Origin of the sequence: Sphingomonas sp. (assembly GCF_035998645.1) — a bacterium.
GTDB lineage: Bacteria > Pseudomonadota > Alphaproteobacteria > Sphingomonadales > Sphingomonadaceae > Sphingomonas.
The window spans coordinates 47,063-61,354 of sequence record NZ_DASYHL010000003.1 but is presented as its reverse complement, the minus strand read 5'-3'; the positions used below and the strand labels follow the sequence as shown (position 1 = coordinate 61,354).

Annotated in this window: 15 protein-coding genes; 11 read left to right on the top strand and 4 right to left on the bottom strand. The window is 66.9% G+C overall.

The window, feature by feature from the left end; all coding sequences use genetic code 11:
* Positions 1-41: 41 nt before the first annotated feature.
* Complete coding sequence (locus VGN66_RS04310; protein WP_327517630.1) at positions 42-857, bottom strand: LD-carboxypeptidase; 816 nt, start codon at positions 855-857, stop codon at positions 42-44.
* A 176-nt stretch (positions 858-1,033) separates the two neighbouring features.
* Here VGN66_RS04310 and VGN66_RS04305 point away from each other — a divergent pair, with 176 nt between their 5' ends.
* From VGN66_RS04305 to VGN66_RS04290, 4 genes are all read left to right on the top strand, one after another.
* On the top strand, positions 1,034-2,440 hold the full coding sequence (locus VGN66_RS04305) for a UDP-N-acetylmuramate--L-alanine ligase (protein WP_327517629.1): 1,407 nt from the start codon (positions 1,034-1,036) through the stop codon (positions 2,438-2,440).
* Positions 2,441-2,511: 71 nt separating this feature from the next.
* Positions 2,512-2,922 (top strand): hypothetical protein, encoded by a 411-nt coding sequence (locus VGN66_RS04300; RefSeq protein ID WP_327517628.1) that lies wholly within the window; start codon positions 2,512-2,514, stop codon positions 2,920-2,922.
* Positions 2,919-3,122, top strand: a complete 204-nt coding sequence (locus VGN66_RS04295; protein WP_327517627.1) for a helix-turn-helix transcriptional regulator — start codon at positions 2,919-2,921, stop codon at positions 3,120-3,122. The genes VGN66_RS04300 and VGN66_RS04295 overlap by 4 nt, the downstream gene beginning before the upstream one ends.
* Before the next feature lie 3 nt (positions 3,123-3,125).
* Positions 3,126-4,031 (top strand): alpha/beta hydrolase, encoded by a 906-nt coding sequence (locus tag VGN66_RS04290; RefSeq protein ID WP_327517626.1) that lies wholly within the window; start codon positions 3,126-3,128, stop codon positions 4,029-4,031.
* Between the two features lie 64 nt (positions 4,032-4,095).
* Here VGN66_RS04290 and fsa read toward each other — a convergent pair whose 3' ends face one another.
* A complete protein-coding gene (gene fsa, locus VGN66_RS04285) occupies positions 4,096-4,749 on the bottom strand; it encodes a fructose-6-phosphate aldolase (RefSeq protein WP_327517625.1) in 654 nt (217 codons plus the stop codon).
* Positions 4,750-4,838: 89 nt separating this feature from the next.
* Between fsa and VGN66_RS04280 the strand changes: the two genes are divergently transcribed.
* The 5 genes from VGN66_RS04280 to VGN66_RS04260 all read left to right on the top strand — a co-directional run bounded on the left by VGN66_RS04280 (position 4,839) and on the right by VGN66_RS04260 (position 11,397).
* Positions 4,839-5,507 (top strand): DUF2490 domain-containing protein, encoded by a 669-nt coding sequence (locus VGN66_RS04280; protein ID WP_327517624.1) that lies wholly within the window; start codon positions 4,839-4,841, stop codon positions 5,505-5,507.
* A gap of 45 nt (positions 5,508-5,552) precedes the next feature.
* Entirely contained in the window at positions 5,553-7,718 is a 2,166-nt protein-coding gene (locus tag VGN66_RS04275) for a primosomal protein N' (RefSeq protein WP_327517623.1), read from the top strand.
* Positions 7,719-7,781: 63 nt separating this feature from the next.
* Positions 7,782-9,356, top strand: coding sequence for a hypothetical protein (locus VGN66_RS04270; RefSeq protein ID WP_327517622.1), 1,575 nt, complete (start codon positions 7,782-7,784; stop codon positions 9,354-9,356).
* 54 nt (positions 9,357-9,410) lie between these two features.
* On the top strand, positions 9,411-10,925 hold the full coding sequence (locus VGN66_RS04265) for a trypsin-like peptidase domain-containing protein (protein WP_327517621.1): 1,515 nt from the start codon (positions 9,411-9,413) through the stop codon (positions 10,923-10,925).
* 1 nt (position 10,926) lies between these two features.
* Positions 10,927-11,397 carry a GNAT family N-acetyltransferase gene (locus VGN66_RS04260; protein WP_327517620.1) on the top strand — a complete coding sequence of 157 codons (471 nt, stop codon included), beginning with the start codon at positions 10,927-10,929 and terminating at the stop codon, positions 11,395-11,397.
* A 6-nt stretch (positions 11,398-11,403) separates the two neighbouring features.
* Here VGN66_RS04260 and ada read toward each other — a convergent pair whose 3' ends face one another.
* Positions 11,404-12,441 (bottom strand): bifunctional DNA-binding transcriptional regulator/O6-methylguanine-DNA methyltransferase Ada, encoded by a 1,038-nt coding sequence (gene ada / locus VGN66_RS04255; protein WP_327517619.1) that lies wholly within the window; start codon positions 12,439-12,441, stop codon positions 11,404-11,406.
* A 103-nt stretch (positions 12,442-12,544) separates the two neighbouring features.
* On the opposite strand from ada, the gene purE reads away from it, so the two are divergent.
* Both purE and VGN66_RS04245 read left to right on the top strand, forming a co-directional pair.
* Positions 12,545-13,030 (top strand): 5-(carboxyamino)imidazole ribonucleotide mutase, encoded by a 486-nt coding sequence (gene purE / locus VGN66_RS04250; RefSeq protein WP_327517618.1) that lies wholly within the window; start codon positions 12,545-12,547, stop codon positions 13,028-13,030.
* A 10-nt stretch (positions 13,031-13,040) separates the two neighbouring features.
* On the top strand, positions 13,041-14,108 hold the full coding sequence (locus tag VGN66_RS04245) for a 5-(carboxyamino)imidazole ribonucleotide synthase (protein ID WP_327517617.1): 1,068 nt from the start codon (positions 13,041-13,043) through the stop codon (positions 14,106-14,108).
* 1 nt (position 14,109) lies between these two features.
* On the opposite strand, the gene VGN66_RS04240 is transcribed toward VGN66_RS04245, so the two are convergent.
* The gene (locus tag VGN66_RS04240) at positions 14,110-14,283 is read right to left on the bottom strand and encodes a DUF1328 domain-containing protein (protein ID WP_082737790.1); all 174 of its coding nucleotides are present in this window, start codon (positions 14,281-14,283) and stop codon (positions 14,110-14,112) included.
* Between the last annotated feature and the right edge of the window lie 9 nt (positions 14,284-14,292).

Below are 14,292 nucleotides of genomic sequence, written 5' to 3'. Positions count from 1 at the left end.
CCATTTTCGTCAGGATCGTCGGACGCCTGTCAGCCCCGACCTCACACCACCCCGAACGGCACCACCCGGTTGAGCGCAATATGCCCGATGCCCGACCGCCCCAGATACGGCACCCCCATCTCGCGGCACCAGCGGATGATGATCTGTTCCAGCGACTCGCCGAACGGCACGTCATTGTCGACCATGTCGGTCACCGCGCCCAGCCGCACCCCGGCGATGCCCTGCAGCTGCGTGGCATGCGCCATCTGGAAAAGCATCCGGTCGATCCGGTACATCGGCTCGCCGACCTCCTCGATATGCAGGACATGGTCGGTCAGGTCGGGCAGCCAGGGCGTGCCGATCATCGCCGCCAGGATCGACAGGTTGAATGCCGCCGCCGGGCGCCCGTCCAGCGTCGGTTCCAGCCCGTCGCGCTTGCCGTCGATCAGCCAGCTCAGCACCCAGCCGGCATCGGTGCCCTTGTCGTTGACCCCCATGGCGCTCGCCATCGACCCATGCGCCTGCCGCCCGATCCGCCGCGCATAGAGCGCACCCAGCATGAAGCCCATGTCGGAATAGCCGATATAGGTCTTGCTGCGCGCCGCCGCGCCCAGCTGCGGCATCGCGACATCGAGGATGCGGTTGGAGCCATAGCCACCCCGCGCGAACCAGATCGCGTCGAACGCGGCGTCATTGGCGAACTCCAGAAACGCCGCTGCGCGAACCTCATCCGGCCCTGCAAAATGCCCTTCGGTCATGAAGCATTGCGGGTGGAACACGATCTCGTGCGCCGGCCAATACAGCGCCATGAACGCCTGCATCCGCGCCGCCGATTCTGCGCTGACTGTCCGTGCCGGTGCGACGACGCCTATCCGCATATTCCTGCAACCCCCAACCACCACCATCGTCACCCCGGACTTGTTCCGGGGTCCACCGCGCCGCGGGCTGCACATTCTCCTGTGGAACGGCGCACCCCGAACCCGGCTCGGCGGGACGAAAACTGGGACAGGCGATGCCTTGCCCCACTCACGATAACTCGCGATAGCCTGTGACAATGCACAACGGCAAACCCCATTTTTTCGTCGGGATCGGCGGCAGCGGCATGATGCCGCTCGCGATGATCCTTGCTGGCCAGGGCGCAAGCGTCGCCGGCTCGGACCGCAGCCTCGATTCCGGGCGCCTCCCCGCAAAGTTCGACGCGCTGCGGTCGCTCGGCATCGACCTGTTCGCTCAGGACGGCAGCGGCATCGTCTCGGCGGACCAGGTCGTGATCGCCTCCGCTGCGGTTGAAGACAGCGTCCCCGACATGGTTCAGGCGGCCAAGCTCGGCTGCCCCCGCATGACCCGCGCCGAATTGAACGCAAAGCTGTTCAACGCCGCCCCGCTGTCGATCGGCGTCGCCGGGACCAGCGGGAAGTCGACCGTCACCGGCATGATCGCCTGGATCCTGCACCGCCTCGACCGCGATCCCACGGTGATGAACGGCGCGGTGATGAAGAATTTCGTCCGGCCCGAAGCACCCTTTGCCAGCGCGCTGGTCGGCGGCGGCGACCTCTATGTCAGCGAAGTGGACGAGAGCGACGGATCGATCGCGCTCTACACCCCGCACGTCGCGGTGCTCAACAATGTCAGCCTCGACCATAAGAGCTTGGAAGAACTGCGCGCCCTGTTCGGTGATTTCGCCGGGAAGGCGCGCACCACCATCGTCAATATCGGCGACGCCGAAAGCGCGGAACTGGCAAGGGCGCTCGACCCGACCCGCACGCGAACCTTCGCCATCGATGCCGACGCCGACCTCTCTGCCCGCAACCTGACGCCCGAACCCTTCGCGATCAGCTTCGACCTTGAGATGGGCGGCACCACCCGCCGCATCCGCCTGTCGGTCCCCGGCGCACACAATGTCGCCAACGCGCTCGCCGCGATCGGCGCGTGCATCGCCGCCGGCCTCGACGCCGATTCCGTATGTGAAGCGATTCAGGGCTTCACCGGCCTGCGCCGCCGCTTCGAGCTGGTCGGCACCGCCAACGGCGTCGCGGTGATCGACGATTTCGGGCACAACCCCGACAAGATCGGCGCGACGCTCGACACGCTGCACGCCTTTCCCGGCCGCATCCTCGCGCTGTTTCAGCCGCACGGCTATGGCCCGCTCAAGGTGATGCGCCGCGAACTCGTCGCGATGTTCGCCGAAAAGCTCAGCGCCGGCGACCAGCTGATGCTCCCCGATCCGGTCTATCAGGGCGGCACCGTCGCGCGCGAAGTGACCAGCGCCGACATCATCGCCGACATCGCCGCCACCGGCCGCGACGCCCGCCACATCCCCGACCGCGCCGCCGCCGCCGCCCACCTCGCCGCGATCGCCCAGCCCGGCGACCGTATCGTGATCATGGGGGCAAGGGATGACACGCTCAGCCTGCTCGCGCAAAGCGTGCTGGACGATTTGGAAAGGAACGCAGTCAAATAGGAAAGCACGCTTGACATGGGCGGACGACTCGACGTAAAGCTCACTTGTCATTTGAACAAGGGAGCTTTCCAATGCCGACCACCGCCGCAAAGCGCTACACCCACCGGTTCACGATCGTGATGACGATCTATTGCCTGATGATCGGCGCCAATGTTGCGATCAGCCGGATTCTCGAACCGGGCGCAGTGGTGCTGGCGACGATGGCGGTGCTGACCGCCCTGCCGATCATCGCGATGCTCGGCGTGCTCGGCATCTACCTGAAGGAGGAGACCGACGAGTTTGTCCGCGACCGCATTGTCGTCTCGATGCTGATCGGACTTGGCTTCCTGCTCTCGCTCACCTCGATCCTGGGCTTTCTCCAGTTCGAGGATCTGGTTGGCGACTTGCCCGTCTTCCTCGCCTTCCCGATCTGGTGCGGAGCCTGGGGCGTGACACAGGGCATCCTCAGCTGGCGCGACAAGCGTGCGGACGGTGCGGCATGAAGAACCGCCTCCGCGTCCTCCGCGCCGAGCGGGCATGGAGCCAGCAGGATCTGGCCGAACGCCTCGAAGTGTCCCGGCAGAGCGTCAATGCGATCGAAACCGGCCGCTACGATCCCTCGCTGCCGCTGGCCTTCAAGATCGCCGACCTGTTCGGCCTGACGATCGAAGACATTTTCACCAACCCCTCGAAGGAGGACTAAGCCATGTTCCGCCTGATCGCCCTCGCCGCCATGGCCACAGCCTTCCTTGCTCCACCCCAGCACTGCCACGCCCAGACGGCCCCGGTCGCCGCCGAACAGCGGATGCAGCACATCTCGATCGTCGCCCTTGGTGAAGCCAAGCCCGGCCGCGAGCCGCTCTACCTGATCCCCGGCCTGTCCAGCCCCCGCCAGGTCTGGGACGGCATCGCCCCGGATCTCGCCAAGGACCGACAGGTGCTGCTGGTTCAGGTCAACGGCTTCGGCGGCGATGACCTCGGCGCGAATGGCAAGCCCGGCATGACCGACGGCATCATCGCCGACCTACTCGCCGATGCGACGAAGCGCGGCGCCAAGCGGCCCGCAGTGATCGGCCACAGCTATGGCGGCCTGATCGGCATGATGCTCGCCGCCCGCCACCCCGACCGCGTCGGCCGGTTGCTGGTGGTCGACACCCTGCCCTTCTTCGGCCGGTTGTTCGACTCCGCCGCAACCCCGGCCAGCGTCAAGCCGCGCGCCGAACAGCTGCGCAGCATGACGATCGCCGCGGCCGAGCTGACAAAGGCAATGCCGCCGATCACCAGCGACCCCGGCGGCATCTGGTCGAACACGGCCGAAGGACGGATCAAGGTCGCCAACTGGACCCGCCTCGCGAACCAGACCGCCGTCGCTCAGGCGCTGTACGAGGACCTGATCACCGACATCGGCCCGGAACTCGGCAAAGTGACCGCCAAGCCCTTCACCATCCTCTACGCCGCCGGCGTCGGTGAGGCGCAGGCCAAGGCCGTTTGGGAACCCGCCTATGCCGGAACCCCGGCCCGGCTGGTCGCAGTCCCCGACAGCTACCACTTCATTATGCTCGACCAACCGCAGCGCTTCGCAGCAGAGGTGAAGGCATTCCTCGCCGAGTAACTCCAACCAAGAAGGGCCGCCCCGGCATCCCGGGACGGCCCTTCCTCATTTCGCGTAGCCGAAATCAGGCGATCGTCTGACCCGTCTTCGCCCAGTCGGCCATGAAGCCTTCAATCCCCTTGTCGGTCAGCGGATGCTTGACCAGCTGACGGATCACCGACGGCGGCGCGGTCATCACGTCGGCACCGAGCTTCGCCGCCTCGAGGATGTGGATCGGGTGACGCACGCTGGCGACCAGAATCTCGGTCTCGAACGCGTAGTTATCGTAGATCAGGCGGATATCGCCGATCAGGTCCATCCCGTCGAACCCGATATCGTCGTGACGACCAACGAACGGCGAGATGAACGTCGCCCCAGCCTTCGCCGCCAGCAGCGCCTGATTGGCCGAGAAGCACAGGGTCACATTGACCATCGTTCCGTCGCTGGTCAGCGTCTTGCACGCCTTCAACCCCTCGATCGTCAGCGGCAGCTTGACCGCGACATTGTCGGCGATCTTCCGCACGATCTCCGCCTCGCGCATCATGCCCTCATAGTCGAGCGCGACCACTTCGGCCGACACCGGACCGTCGACGATGCCGCAGATTTCGGCGACGACCTCCAGGAAGTTGCGCCCCGCCTTGTGGATCAACGACGGGTTGGTGGTCACGCCATCCAGCAGCCCGGCATCCGCCAGCTCGCGAATATCGTTGGTGTCGGCGGTGTCGGCAAAGAACTTCATGCGGGAACTCCGGTGAAATGTGACAGTTGCGTTACGGCGCGCTAAGCGGTGCGCGACTCTTTCGAGCAGCCCTCTAACACTGGACTCCGATGCGCTCCATCCTCATCGCTCTGCCGATCGCTCTCAGCGCCGTGCCGGCATCGGCACAGGGTGCCGACAGCGAACTCTGGCTCACTGCCACCGGCGAGGTTGCGGTTGATGAGAATACCAGCATTGAGGTCGAATCGATCAACCGCTTCAGCGACGATTCCGGCGGGCTGTACGAGATCGAGCTGTCCGCAGGGGTGAAGCGCGAGATTGGCAAGGGCTGGTGGCTTGGTGGCGGTTATGTCCGCGTGGTCAGTTATTCGCGCGGCACGGTGACCCGCACTGAAGACCGCCTGCGCGTTCAGGGCGGCGTGTCCACCGATGCGGGTCCGTTCAAGCTGTCGGGTCGCCTGCGCCTGGAGCGGCGCGAAGCATCGACCGGTGACGAGATCGGCTATCGGCTGCGTCCGAACATCAAGGCCGCGCTCCCGCTGGGGAAGAGCGACTTCCGACTGTTTGCGAGCCATGAGAGCTTCTTCCCGCTCGACGACACCGACTGGGGCGAAAATGCCGGGCACGACCGGATGCGCAACGCGGTCGGCGTGAGCTGGAAGGCGAGCAAGGCGATCGGCGTCGAAGCGGGCTATCTCCACCAGTACCGCCTCCCCCGCAACGGCCGCGCCAGCGCGACCGACCACGCGCTGACACTGACGCTGGGCGTCAGCCTCTAACCAAAGGCTTTCCACACCGCACGGGAATGCCGATATGGGTCGCCCATGTCCCGCGCCCGTGTCATCGTCCTCAACTCCGCGCTCGGCCCGCTCGACTATCGCGTCCCGCGCGGGATGGAGGTCGCGCCGGGGTCGATCGTCATCGCGCCACTCGGGCCGCGCCAGCTGATCGGGGTGGTGTGGGAAGCCGAACGGCTGCCGACCGAGGAGATTGGCGACAACCGCCTGCGCAACCTGCTCGCCGTCGCCGACGCGCCGCCGATCCCCGCGCCGCTGCGCCGCCTGATCGAATGGACCGCCAACTATTATCTCGCCCCGCTCGCGTCGGTGCTGCGCATGGCGCTCAGCTCCACCTCGGCGCTGGAGGGTGGCAAGACCATCGTCGAATATCGCGCCACCGGCGAAGTCCCGCCGCGCATGACCGCGCAGCGCGAACAGGCGCTGGAACGGATCGGCGACCGGCAGGGACTGATCCGCGAGCTGGCGACCATCGCAGATGTTTCCGACGGCGTAATTCGCGGACTGGTCAAGAGTGGCGCGATCGAAGGGGTGACGGTCGCCCTCGACACGCCCTACCCCCTGCCCGACCCCGCATTCGGCGCGCCCGCCCTGTCCGCCGAACAGGCGGAGGTCGCAACGACGCTGCGCACGGCGGTCGATGCGCGCGCCTTCCAGCCCTTCCTGCTCGACGGCGTCACCGGGTCGGGCAAGACCGAAGTCTATTTCGAGGCGGTGGCCGAAGCGATCCGCGCCGGCCGCCAAAGCCTCGTCCTGCTCCCCGAAATCGCGCTGACCGAACCCTTCCTCAAGCGCTTTCACGCCCGCTTCGGCGTCGAGCCGATCGCCTGGCACTCCGGCCTGCGCCAGTCGCAGCGTCGCCGCGCCTGGCGCGCGATCGCCAATGGCGAGGCGCTGGTCACCGTCGGCGCCCGGTCCTCGCTCTTCCTCCCCTACCCCAATCTCGGCCTGATCGTCGTCGATGAAGCGCATGAGACCAGCTTCAAGCAGGAAGAGGGCGTTCACTATCACGCCCGCGACGTCGCGGTGATGCGCGGGCATTTCGAGGGGTGCCCGGTGATCCTCGCCAGCGCCACCCCGGCGATCGAGACGCGGCAACAGGTCGCACTCGGCCGCTACACCGAACTCAAGCTGCCCGGCCGCTATGGCGTCGCGGAAATGCCCGCGATCGAGGCGATCGACCTGCTCGCCGATCCGCCGATGCGCGGCCGCTGGCTCGCCCCGAAGCTGGTCCGCGCAATCGACGCGACGCTGGAGCGTAAGGAACAGGCGCTGCTGTTCCTCAACCGCCGCGGCTATGCCCCGCTGACGCTGTGCCGCACCTGCGGGCACCGCTTCCAATGCCCCAATTGCACCGCGTGGATGGTCGAGCACCGCCTGATCAATCGGCTCGCCTGCCACCATTGCGGCCACGCCATCCCGACCCCGCGCGCCTGCCCCGAATGCGACAGCGAGGACAGCCTGGTCGCGTGCGGCCCCGGCGTCGAACGCATTGCGGACGAAGTCGCCGCGCTGTTCCCCGACGCCAAGACCGCCATCGTCACCTCCGACACGATCTGGTCCCCGGCCAAGGCGGCGGAGTTCGTCGCGCGGATGGAGGCCGGCGACATCGATATCGTCGTCGGCACGCAGTTGGTGACCAAGGGCTATCACTTCCCCAATCTGACGCTCGTCGGGGTGGTCGACGCGGACCTCGGCCTTGAGGGCGGCGACCTGCGCGCAGCCGAACGCAGCTTCCAGCAAATCTGTCAGGTCGCCGGGCGCGCGGGGCGCGGCGAAAAGCCCGGCACCGTCCTGATCCAGACGCACAGCCCAAAGGCACCGGTGATGCGCGCTTTGGTCAATGGCGACGCCGAAGGGTTCTACGCCGCCGAGACGCAAGCGCGGCGCGAGGCCGGCGCGCCGCCGTTCGGTCGCTTCGCCGCGATCATCGTGTCGAGCGAGGACAAGGACTCCGCCCTCGACACCGCCCGCGCGATCGGCCGGAGCGCGCCAAAGGTGGAGGCGATGCAGGTGTTCGGCCCCGCCCCCGCCCCGCTCGCGATGCTGCGCGGCCGCCACCGCTTCCGCCTGCTCGTCCACGCCCGCCGCGCGCTCGATGTTCAGGACGTGATCCGCGACTGGCTCGGCGGCCTTGAATGGTCGGCCAAGGTGCGGGTCGTGGTGGATGTGGATCCGTATAATTTCCTGTGATCTTGCGCGGCGCCACAATCCTGGCCTAGCATCATCACATTGAAAAATGGGGGTTCATTGGGGATGTTCCGCAAATTATTGGTTCTGCTCGCCTTGTTGGTGCCGGTCGCGGCGCAGGCGCAGTGGACGCGCGCCGAATCGACCAACTTTATCGCCTACAGCAACGGCTCTGCCGAAGACTTGAAAGAGCGGGTCGAGGCACTCGAGAAATTCGGCCGCGTGCTTCAGACGATGACCGGAGCGCGGCGCCCCAAGGAAGTGCCGGTCAAGATCAAGGTCTATTTCCTCCCCAGCCAGACCGAGGTGGCAGATTCCCTGCCCTATCCGGCCGGAGGGGTTCTGGGCTATTATAATACGACGATGCGCGGGCCGTTCACGGTCATGCCACGGCAGGACCTCAAGGATGCCGCGACTCGTCGGACCCAGTTCAGCGCGGTCACGGTGCTGCAGCATGAACTGACGCACCATTTCATGTTTCAGTATTTTCCGGCTGCCTACCCCTCCTGGTATGTCGAGGGCTTCGCCGACTATGCCGGTGCGATCGAGATTACAGATGACAATATTGCCAAGATCGGCCTGTTCCTCCCGAATCGTGCCGCCACGCTCAGGCAGCTGGACTGGGTGCCGCTGAAGGAGTTGATGAACCCGATCCCGGGCAAGTCGCGCTTCCCCGGAATCGCCTTCTATTCGCAGGGCTGGATCACCGTTCACTATCTCAACAGTTCGGATGAGCGTCGCGCGCTGCTCACGGACTATCTGCGCCGGATCAATGCCGGTCAGTCGTTCGGTGATGCGCTGGCGGCATTTGGCGATATCGATGCATTCGACCGCGACGTGCGTCAGTACGCCAAACAGAACCGAATTCCCGCCGAAGGCGTGCACTATCCGCAGTTGACTGCCGGTCCGATCACGGTCGAAAAATTGTCGCCAGGCGACAGTGCCCTGGTGAACCTGGAAATGCGCATGAGCGCGGGCGTGCTCCAATCGGGTGCAAAGTCCTTCGCCAGCCGGGTCCGCTCGGCCACGCGGCCGTATCTGTCCGATCCCGATGCGCTGCGCGTACTCGCCGATGCTGAACGGATGGCGGGCAACCGAAATGAATCACTCGCCGCTGCCGATCGCCTGCTCGCGCTCAACCCGGCCAGCCCGTGGGGCAATTATTTCCGCAGCGTCAATGAGGTCGATGCACTGGTCGAGGCCCGATCGACCGATGAGGATGCATGGGACAGCACGAGAACGCGGTTGCGCGCCGCGATGAAGTCGCTGCCCAACGAACCGCGGTTCGCGCGCGCTTTCTACGAAAGCTATTCGCGACGCGGCATACTACCGCCCGCGACGGCGCAGAACGCGCTCGCGCGTGCGCTCGATCTGATCCCGCGCGAAAACTCGCTGCGCTTGCTGGTCGTGCGTGACTATGAAGCGCGCGGCATGATCCAGGACGCAATCGATACGCTCGCCCCGCTCGCCTATGGCCTTGAGGATGAAACGGAAAAGGCGAAGCGCCAGCGGGAGAAGCGCCAGGATCAGTATCGCGAAGCAGAGCAGGAAGACGAGGCGGAAACGCCCCGCGAAATGCTGGTTCGGCTTATCGCGAAGCGCGACGCGACTGCGGCCCCAGCGCCCGCAGCCGCCAAATAGCACGCTTGCGCCGCTCGCCCACTTTGGCGAAGGAGGGCGAGCGGAGGTAATGGCGTGACGCGACTGCTGCTGTTGTTGGCGACCCTTCTCGCCTGGAGCGTGCCCGCGCGCGCGGATGACGACATCTCCGCCGCCGGGCGCGGAGTGGTGCGGATCGTCACCATCGCCACCGTCGAGGGCGAAGTGGTCGGCTTCGGTCATGGCAGCGGCTTTGCCGTCGCGCCCAACCGTGTGCTCACCAACGCGCATGTCGTCGAATCGGCGGAACGCTATCCCGGCAATGTGATGATCGGCGTCGTCCCGTCGGAGGGCGACAAGTCTTTCCAGGGTCGCCTGATCGCGATCGACAGCGACCGCGATCTGGCGCTGATCGAATTCACCGGCATCCGCCTGCCCGCACTGACCTTCTACTCCGGCCCGATCAGCGAGGGAAATGCGATGATCGCGCTCGGCTATCCGGGCAATGTCGATCTTGCCACAGCGCGCACCGCCACGGACTTCATTACCCCGCTCACCCCGATCCGATCGCAGGGCGTGTTTTCAGGCCGCCGCGACCTTCAGGGGGTGAAGGTGCTGCTGCACACTGCGGGGATCGCGCGCGGCAATTCGGGCGGGCCGCTGCTCGATCCGTGCGGGCGGGTGCTCGGCGTCAACGCCGCGCTGACCCGCGCCGACGATGGCGATGCCAGCTTCGGCTTTGCGATCAGCAATGAGGAGGTCGCCGCGTTCCTGCGTGAGGCGAAGCAGCCGATGCCGTCGAACGGCGTCACCTGCACCAGCATCGCCGAGCGGCTGGCGCAGGATCGCACCGCCGCCGAACAGGCGCGCGCCGCCGACGAACAGCGGGCGCGCGAAGCTGCCGGAAAAGCCGCTGCCGACCGTGAGGATGCGATCCAGCAAGCGCGCAGCGAGAACATCGTCACCCGCGAAAACTATATGGCCGGGGCCGCTTTGCTGCTGGTGATGGGCGCCTTCGCGCTCGGCGTCGCCGGACTGCTGCTGACCCGCGAGCAAAAGCGTGAGGCGATGCTGACCGCAATCGGCGGCGGCGCGCTGATCGTCGCTTCGGTCACCACCTTCGTGCTGCGCCCCGCCTTCGATCCCGCCGCCGTCGATGGCGGTGCGCGCGTGGCGGTGCCGCCCCCGGTCGCGCAGCCCGGCGGTCTCGGCAAGATGGTCTGCACCATCGACCCCGTCCGCTCGCGCGTCACCGTGTCCGATACCAAGGATGTCGCGATCGACATCAACCCCGATGGCTGCGTTAACGGTCGCACCCAATATGCCGAGGTCGGACAGAACTGGCAGCGCATTCTGGTCCCGGACGATGAGGCGACCGTGTCGGTGCTCGAATATGCCCCGACGACGCGGACCTATTCGACGACGCGCTACCTGCTGTCGGCCGCGCAGATGGACACCGCCCGCAAGCGCCGCGCCGATGTGAAGGTCAAGGCTTGCTCGACCGACCCGGCCTCGCGCGCCGACCTTGCCACCCGCCAACAGTCGATCCGCACCGCTTTGCCGCAGATCTTCAACGAACGGCTGGTCTATAGCTGCAAGCCGGCGGGCTGAGATGAGCTGGCGCGCAATGACCGTCGCCGATCTTCCGGCGGTTACCGCGATCTCGGCGGCGGTCCATGGACGTTATGGCGAGCCGGTCGAGGTCTATGCTGAACGTCTGGCACTGTGGCCGACCGGATGTTTCGTCTGGCAGCAGGGCGATGCCATCGCCGGCCTGCTCGTCGCCCATCCCTGGCACCGTGCGACCTCGCCCGAACTCGGCGCATTGCTCGGCGCGATTCCGCAGGACGCCGACAGCTTCTACCTCCACGACATCGCCTTGCTCCCCGAAACGCGCGGGCAAGGCGCGGGCAAGGCGGCGACCGCGCTCGTGATCGATTGCGCGCGGGCAACGGGATATCGCGACATCACGCTGGTCGCGGTCAACGGCGCCGAGGCGTTCTGGACGACACAGGGCTTCGCGATCGTAGAAGCTGGCGGCTACGGCCCCGGCACCTACCGCATGCACCGCGCTGTCGACTGAGCGTCTTCAGTCCTCCACTCCCTCCCGCGCCCGCAGCACCTGCTTGCGGCCGATCCCATAGGCATAGCCGCCCATGCTCCCGTCACTGCGCTGGGCGCGGTGGCACGGGATAACGATTGCGACATTGTTCGCCCCGCACGCCGTCCCCGCCGCACGCACCGCACCGGGCCGCCCCACCGCAATCGCGAGTTGCGTGTAGCTCAGCGTCTCGCCCGGCGGGATCGCGCGCAGCGCCTGCCACACCGCCTCCTGAAACGCCGTGCCGCGCACATCGAGCGGCAGGTCGGTGTGCCGCCCGGGCTGCTCGACCTCACCCACTACCCGCGCCGCCAGATCGGCCAGCGCCGCACCGCCAGCAACGATCTCCGCGCGCGGGAAACGCGCGGCCAACCCGAGCGAATCCTCGTCAAACGCGACCCGGCACAGCCCCTTGTCGGTCGCCGCGATCAGCAGCGGCCCGAGGCTCGTCGGTGCGACCGTCCAGCGGATCGTCACCCCCGCCCCGCCATTGCGCCACGCACTCGGCGTCATTCCCAACCGATCGGCGGCGGTTTCGTAGAAGCGGCTGGGCGCGGAATAGCCCGCCTCGTAGATCGCATCGGTCACGCTTTCCTCCGTCTCCAGCGCCGCCGCAGCCCGGCGGGCGCGCACGCCACGTGCATAGGCAGCCGGAGTCACCCCGGTCGCGCGCTTGAACAATCGCTGGAAATGATGCGGGGCATAGCCGACCCGCTCCGCCAGCGCCTCCAGCCCGATCGCCTCCTCCGCCCCCTCGATCAGCGCCACCGCCTTCGCCACCGCCACCCGCTCGCGCCCGACCTCATCGGGCTTGCAGCGCAGACACGCGCGCAATCCCGTCGCCCGCGCACTCGCTGCATCGGGAAAGAAGCGGACATTGGCGCGCAACGGGTGCCGCGCCGGACAGCTGGGCTTGCAATAGATGCCGGTGGTCAGCACGCCTGCAATCACCCGCCCATCATAGGCGCGGTCGCGGCGCTGAAAGGCATCCCAGGCTTCATCGTCACAGAGCATCGCGTCGGTCATGCCCCCCGATATAGCGCATCGCACACACATCGCGTCCCGCGCATTGCGTCCAAAGCGCGACGCCTTTAGGGGGACGCTTTCCCGCAGCTTTCAGGGCAGGCGAATGGCGGACGCACCACTGGTCGGCATCATCATGGGCAGCACCTCCGACTGGGAGACGATGCGCCACGCGGCCGAGACGCTCGACGCGCTCGGCGTGCCGCATGAGACCAAGGTCGTCTCCGCGCACCGCACCCCCCAGCGGCTCTACGACTATGCGACCGGCGCGGCTAATCGTGGCCTCAAGGTCGTGATCGCGGGTGCGGGCGGCGCGGCGCATCTGCCCGGCATGGCGGCGGCGATGACCCACCTTCCTGTGCTCGGCGTGCCGGTCGAATCCAAGGCGCTGAAGGGCATGGATAGCCTGCTCTCGATCGTCCAGATGCCCGGCGGCATCCCGGTCGGCACACTGGCGATCGGCAAGGCGGGCGCGATCAACGCCGGCCTGCTCGCCGCCGCGATCCTCGCCACCAGCGATTCGGACCTCGCCGAGCGGCTCAAGGCATGGCGCGCGCGCCAGACCGAGAGCGTCGCAACTGATCCCGAGTGATTGGCCCCGAATGACCGCAATCCCGCCCGGCAGCACCCTCGGCATCCTTGGCAGCGGCCAGCTCGGCCGGATGATCGCGGTTGCCGCCGCGCAGCTCGGCTATCGCTGCCACATCTATGCGCCCGAAAGCGGCCCGGCGTGCGACGTCGCCGCCGCCTTCACCTGCGCCGCCTATGACGACGAAGCCGCACTCGCCGCCTTCGCGCGCGACTGCGCGGTCGTCACCTATGAGTTCGAGAATGTCGACGCGCACGCCGTCGCGACGATCTCCGCCCATGCCCCGGTCCGCCCCGGCCGCGCCTCGCTCGAAACCGCGGCGCACCGCTGGAACGAGAAGCGGCTGGCGGAGGAATGCGGCGGCCGCCCCGCGCCGTGGCACCCGGTCGCCTCGCGCGCCGATCTCGACGCCGCACTCGCCGCGATCGGCACCCCCGCGATCCTCAAGACCGCGACCGAGGGCTATGACGGCAAGGGCCAGATCCGCCTTGCGTCCGCCACCGAAGCCGATGCCGCATGGGCAGCGAGCGGCGAGCGCGAATGCGTGCTCGAGGGGCTGGTCGCCTTCACCCATGAATTCTCGGTGCTGCTGGTGCGCGGCGTCGATGGCGCCAGCATCGCCTATCCAACGCCGCATAACGAGCATGTCGGCGGGATCCTCGATCGCTCGACCGCGCCCGCCCCTGCCGCGATCCTCGACCAAGCCCCCGCCGCGATCGCACTCGCAACGCAGCTTGCGGATCGGCTCGACCATGTCGGCCTGCTGACCTGCGAATTCTTCGCCACGCCCGACGGCCCGGTATTCAACGAAATGGCCCCGCGCGTCCACAATAGCGGCCATTGGACGATCGAAGGCGCCGAAACCTCCCAGTTCGAGAACCATGCCCGCGCAGTACTCGGCCTCCCGCTCGGCCCGGTCACGCTGACCGGCACTTCGGTCGAGATGCGCAACCTGATCGGCGACGATGTCGACGCCTGGCACGACCTGCTCGCCGAGCCCGGCGCGCACCTTCACCTCTACGGCAAGCACGAGGCGCGCCCGGGTCGGAAGATGGGTCATGTCACCCGCGTGACCCGCTAATTCAGGTCACCTTCTTGTAGATCGTCACGCCCAGGATCAGGAACAGCGCGGCCACGGCCAGCGCGATGAAGAACAGGATCTTGGCGATATCCCAGGCGAACCCTGCGATCCCGCCAAAGCCGAGCAGGCCCAGAACCAGCGCGATAATCGCGAAAATGAATGCAGCACGCAGCATTTGAAGTCT

What these genes read in the sequence shown, in the direction of transcription:
- VGN66_RS04270 (WP_327517622.1), top strand. Translation starts at nt 7,782, where the DNA reads ATGTTCCGCAAATTATTGGTTCTGCTCGCCTTGTTGGTGCCGGTCGCG.
- VGN66_RS04300 (WP_327517628.1), top strand. Translation starts at nt 2,512, where the DNA reads ATGCCGACCACCGCCGCAAAGCGCTACACCCACCGGTTCACGATCGTG.
- VGN66_RS04295 (WP_327517627.1), top strand. Translation starts at nt 2,919, where the DNA reads ATGAAGAACCGCCTCCGCGTCCTCCGCGCCGAGCGGGCATGGAGCCAG.
- VGN66_RS04240 (WP_082737790.1), bottom strand. Translation starts at nt 14,283, where the DNA reads ATGCTGCGTGCTGCATTCATTTTCGCGATTATCGCGCTGGTTCTGGGC.
- VGN66_RS04310 (WP_327517630.1), bottom strand. Translation starts at nt 857, where the DNA reads ATGCGGATAGGCGTCGTCGCACCGGCACGGACAGTCAGCGCAGAATCG.
- VGN66_RS04275 (WP_327517623.1), top strand. Translation starts at nt 5,553, where the DNA reads ATGTCCCGCGCCCGTGTCATCGTCCTCAACTCCGCGCTCGGCCCGCTC.
- VGN66_RS04290 (WP_327517626.1), top strand. Translation starts at nt 3,126, where the DNA reads ATGTTCCGCCTGATCGCCCTCGCCGCCATGGCCACAGCCTTCCTTGCT.
- purE (WP_327517618.1), top strand. Translation starts at nt 12,545, where the DNA reads ATGGCGGACGCACCACTGGTCGGCATCATCATGGGCAGCACCTCCGAC.
- fsa (WP_327517625.1), bottom strand. Translation starts at nt 4,749, where the DNA reads ATGAAGTTCTTTGCCGACACCGCCGACACCAACGATATTCGCGAGCTG.
- ada (WP_327517619.1), bottom strand. Translation starts at nt 12,441, where the DNA reads ATGACCGACGCGATGCTCTGTGACGATGAAGCCTGGGATGCCTTTCAG.
- VGN66_RS04305 (WP_327517629.1), top strand. Translation starts at nt 1,034, where the DNA reads ATGCACAACGGCAAACCCCATTTTTTCGTCGGGATCGGCGGCAGCGGC.
- VGN66_RS04245 (WP_327517617.1), top strand. Translation starts at nt 13,041, where the DNA reads ATGACCGCAATCCCGCCCGGCAGCACCCTCGGCATCCTTGGCAGCGGC.
- VGN66_RS04260 (WP_327517620.1), top strand. Translation starts at nt 10,927, where the DNA reads ATGAGCTGGCGCGCAATGACCGTCGCCGATCTTCCGGCGGTTACCGCG.
- VGN66_RS04280 (WP_327517624.1), top strand. Translation starts at nt 4,839, where the DNA reads ATGCGCTCCATCCTCATCGCTCTGCCGATCGCTCTCAGCGCCGTGCCG.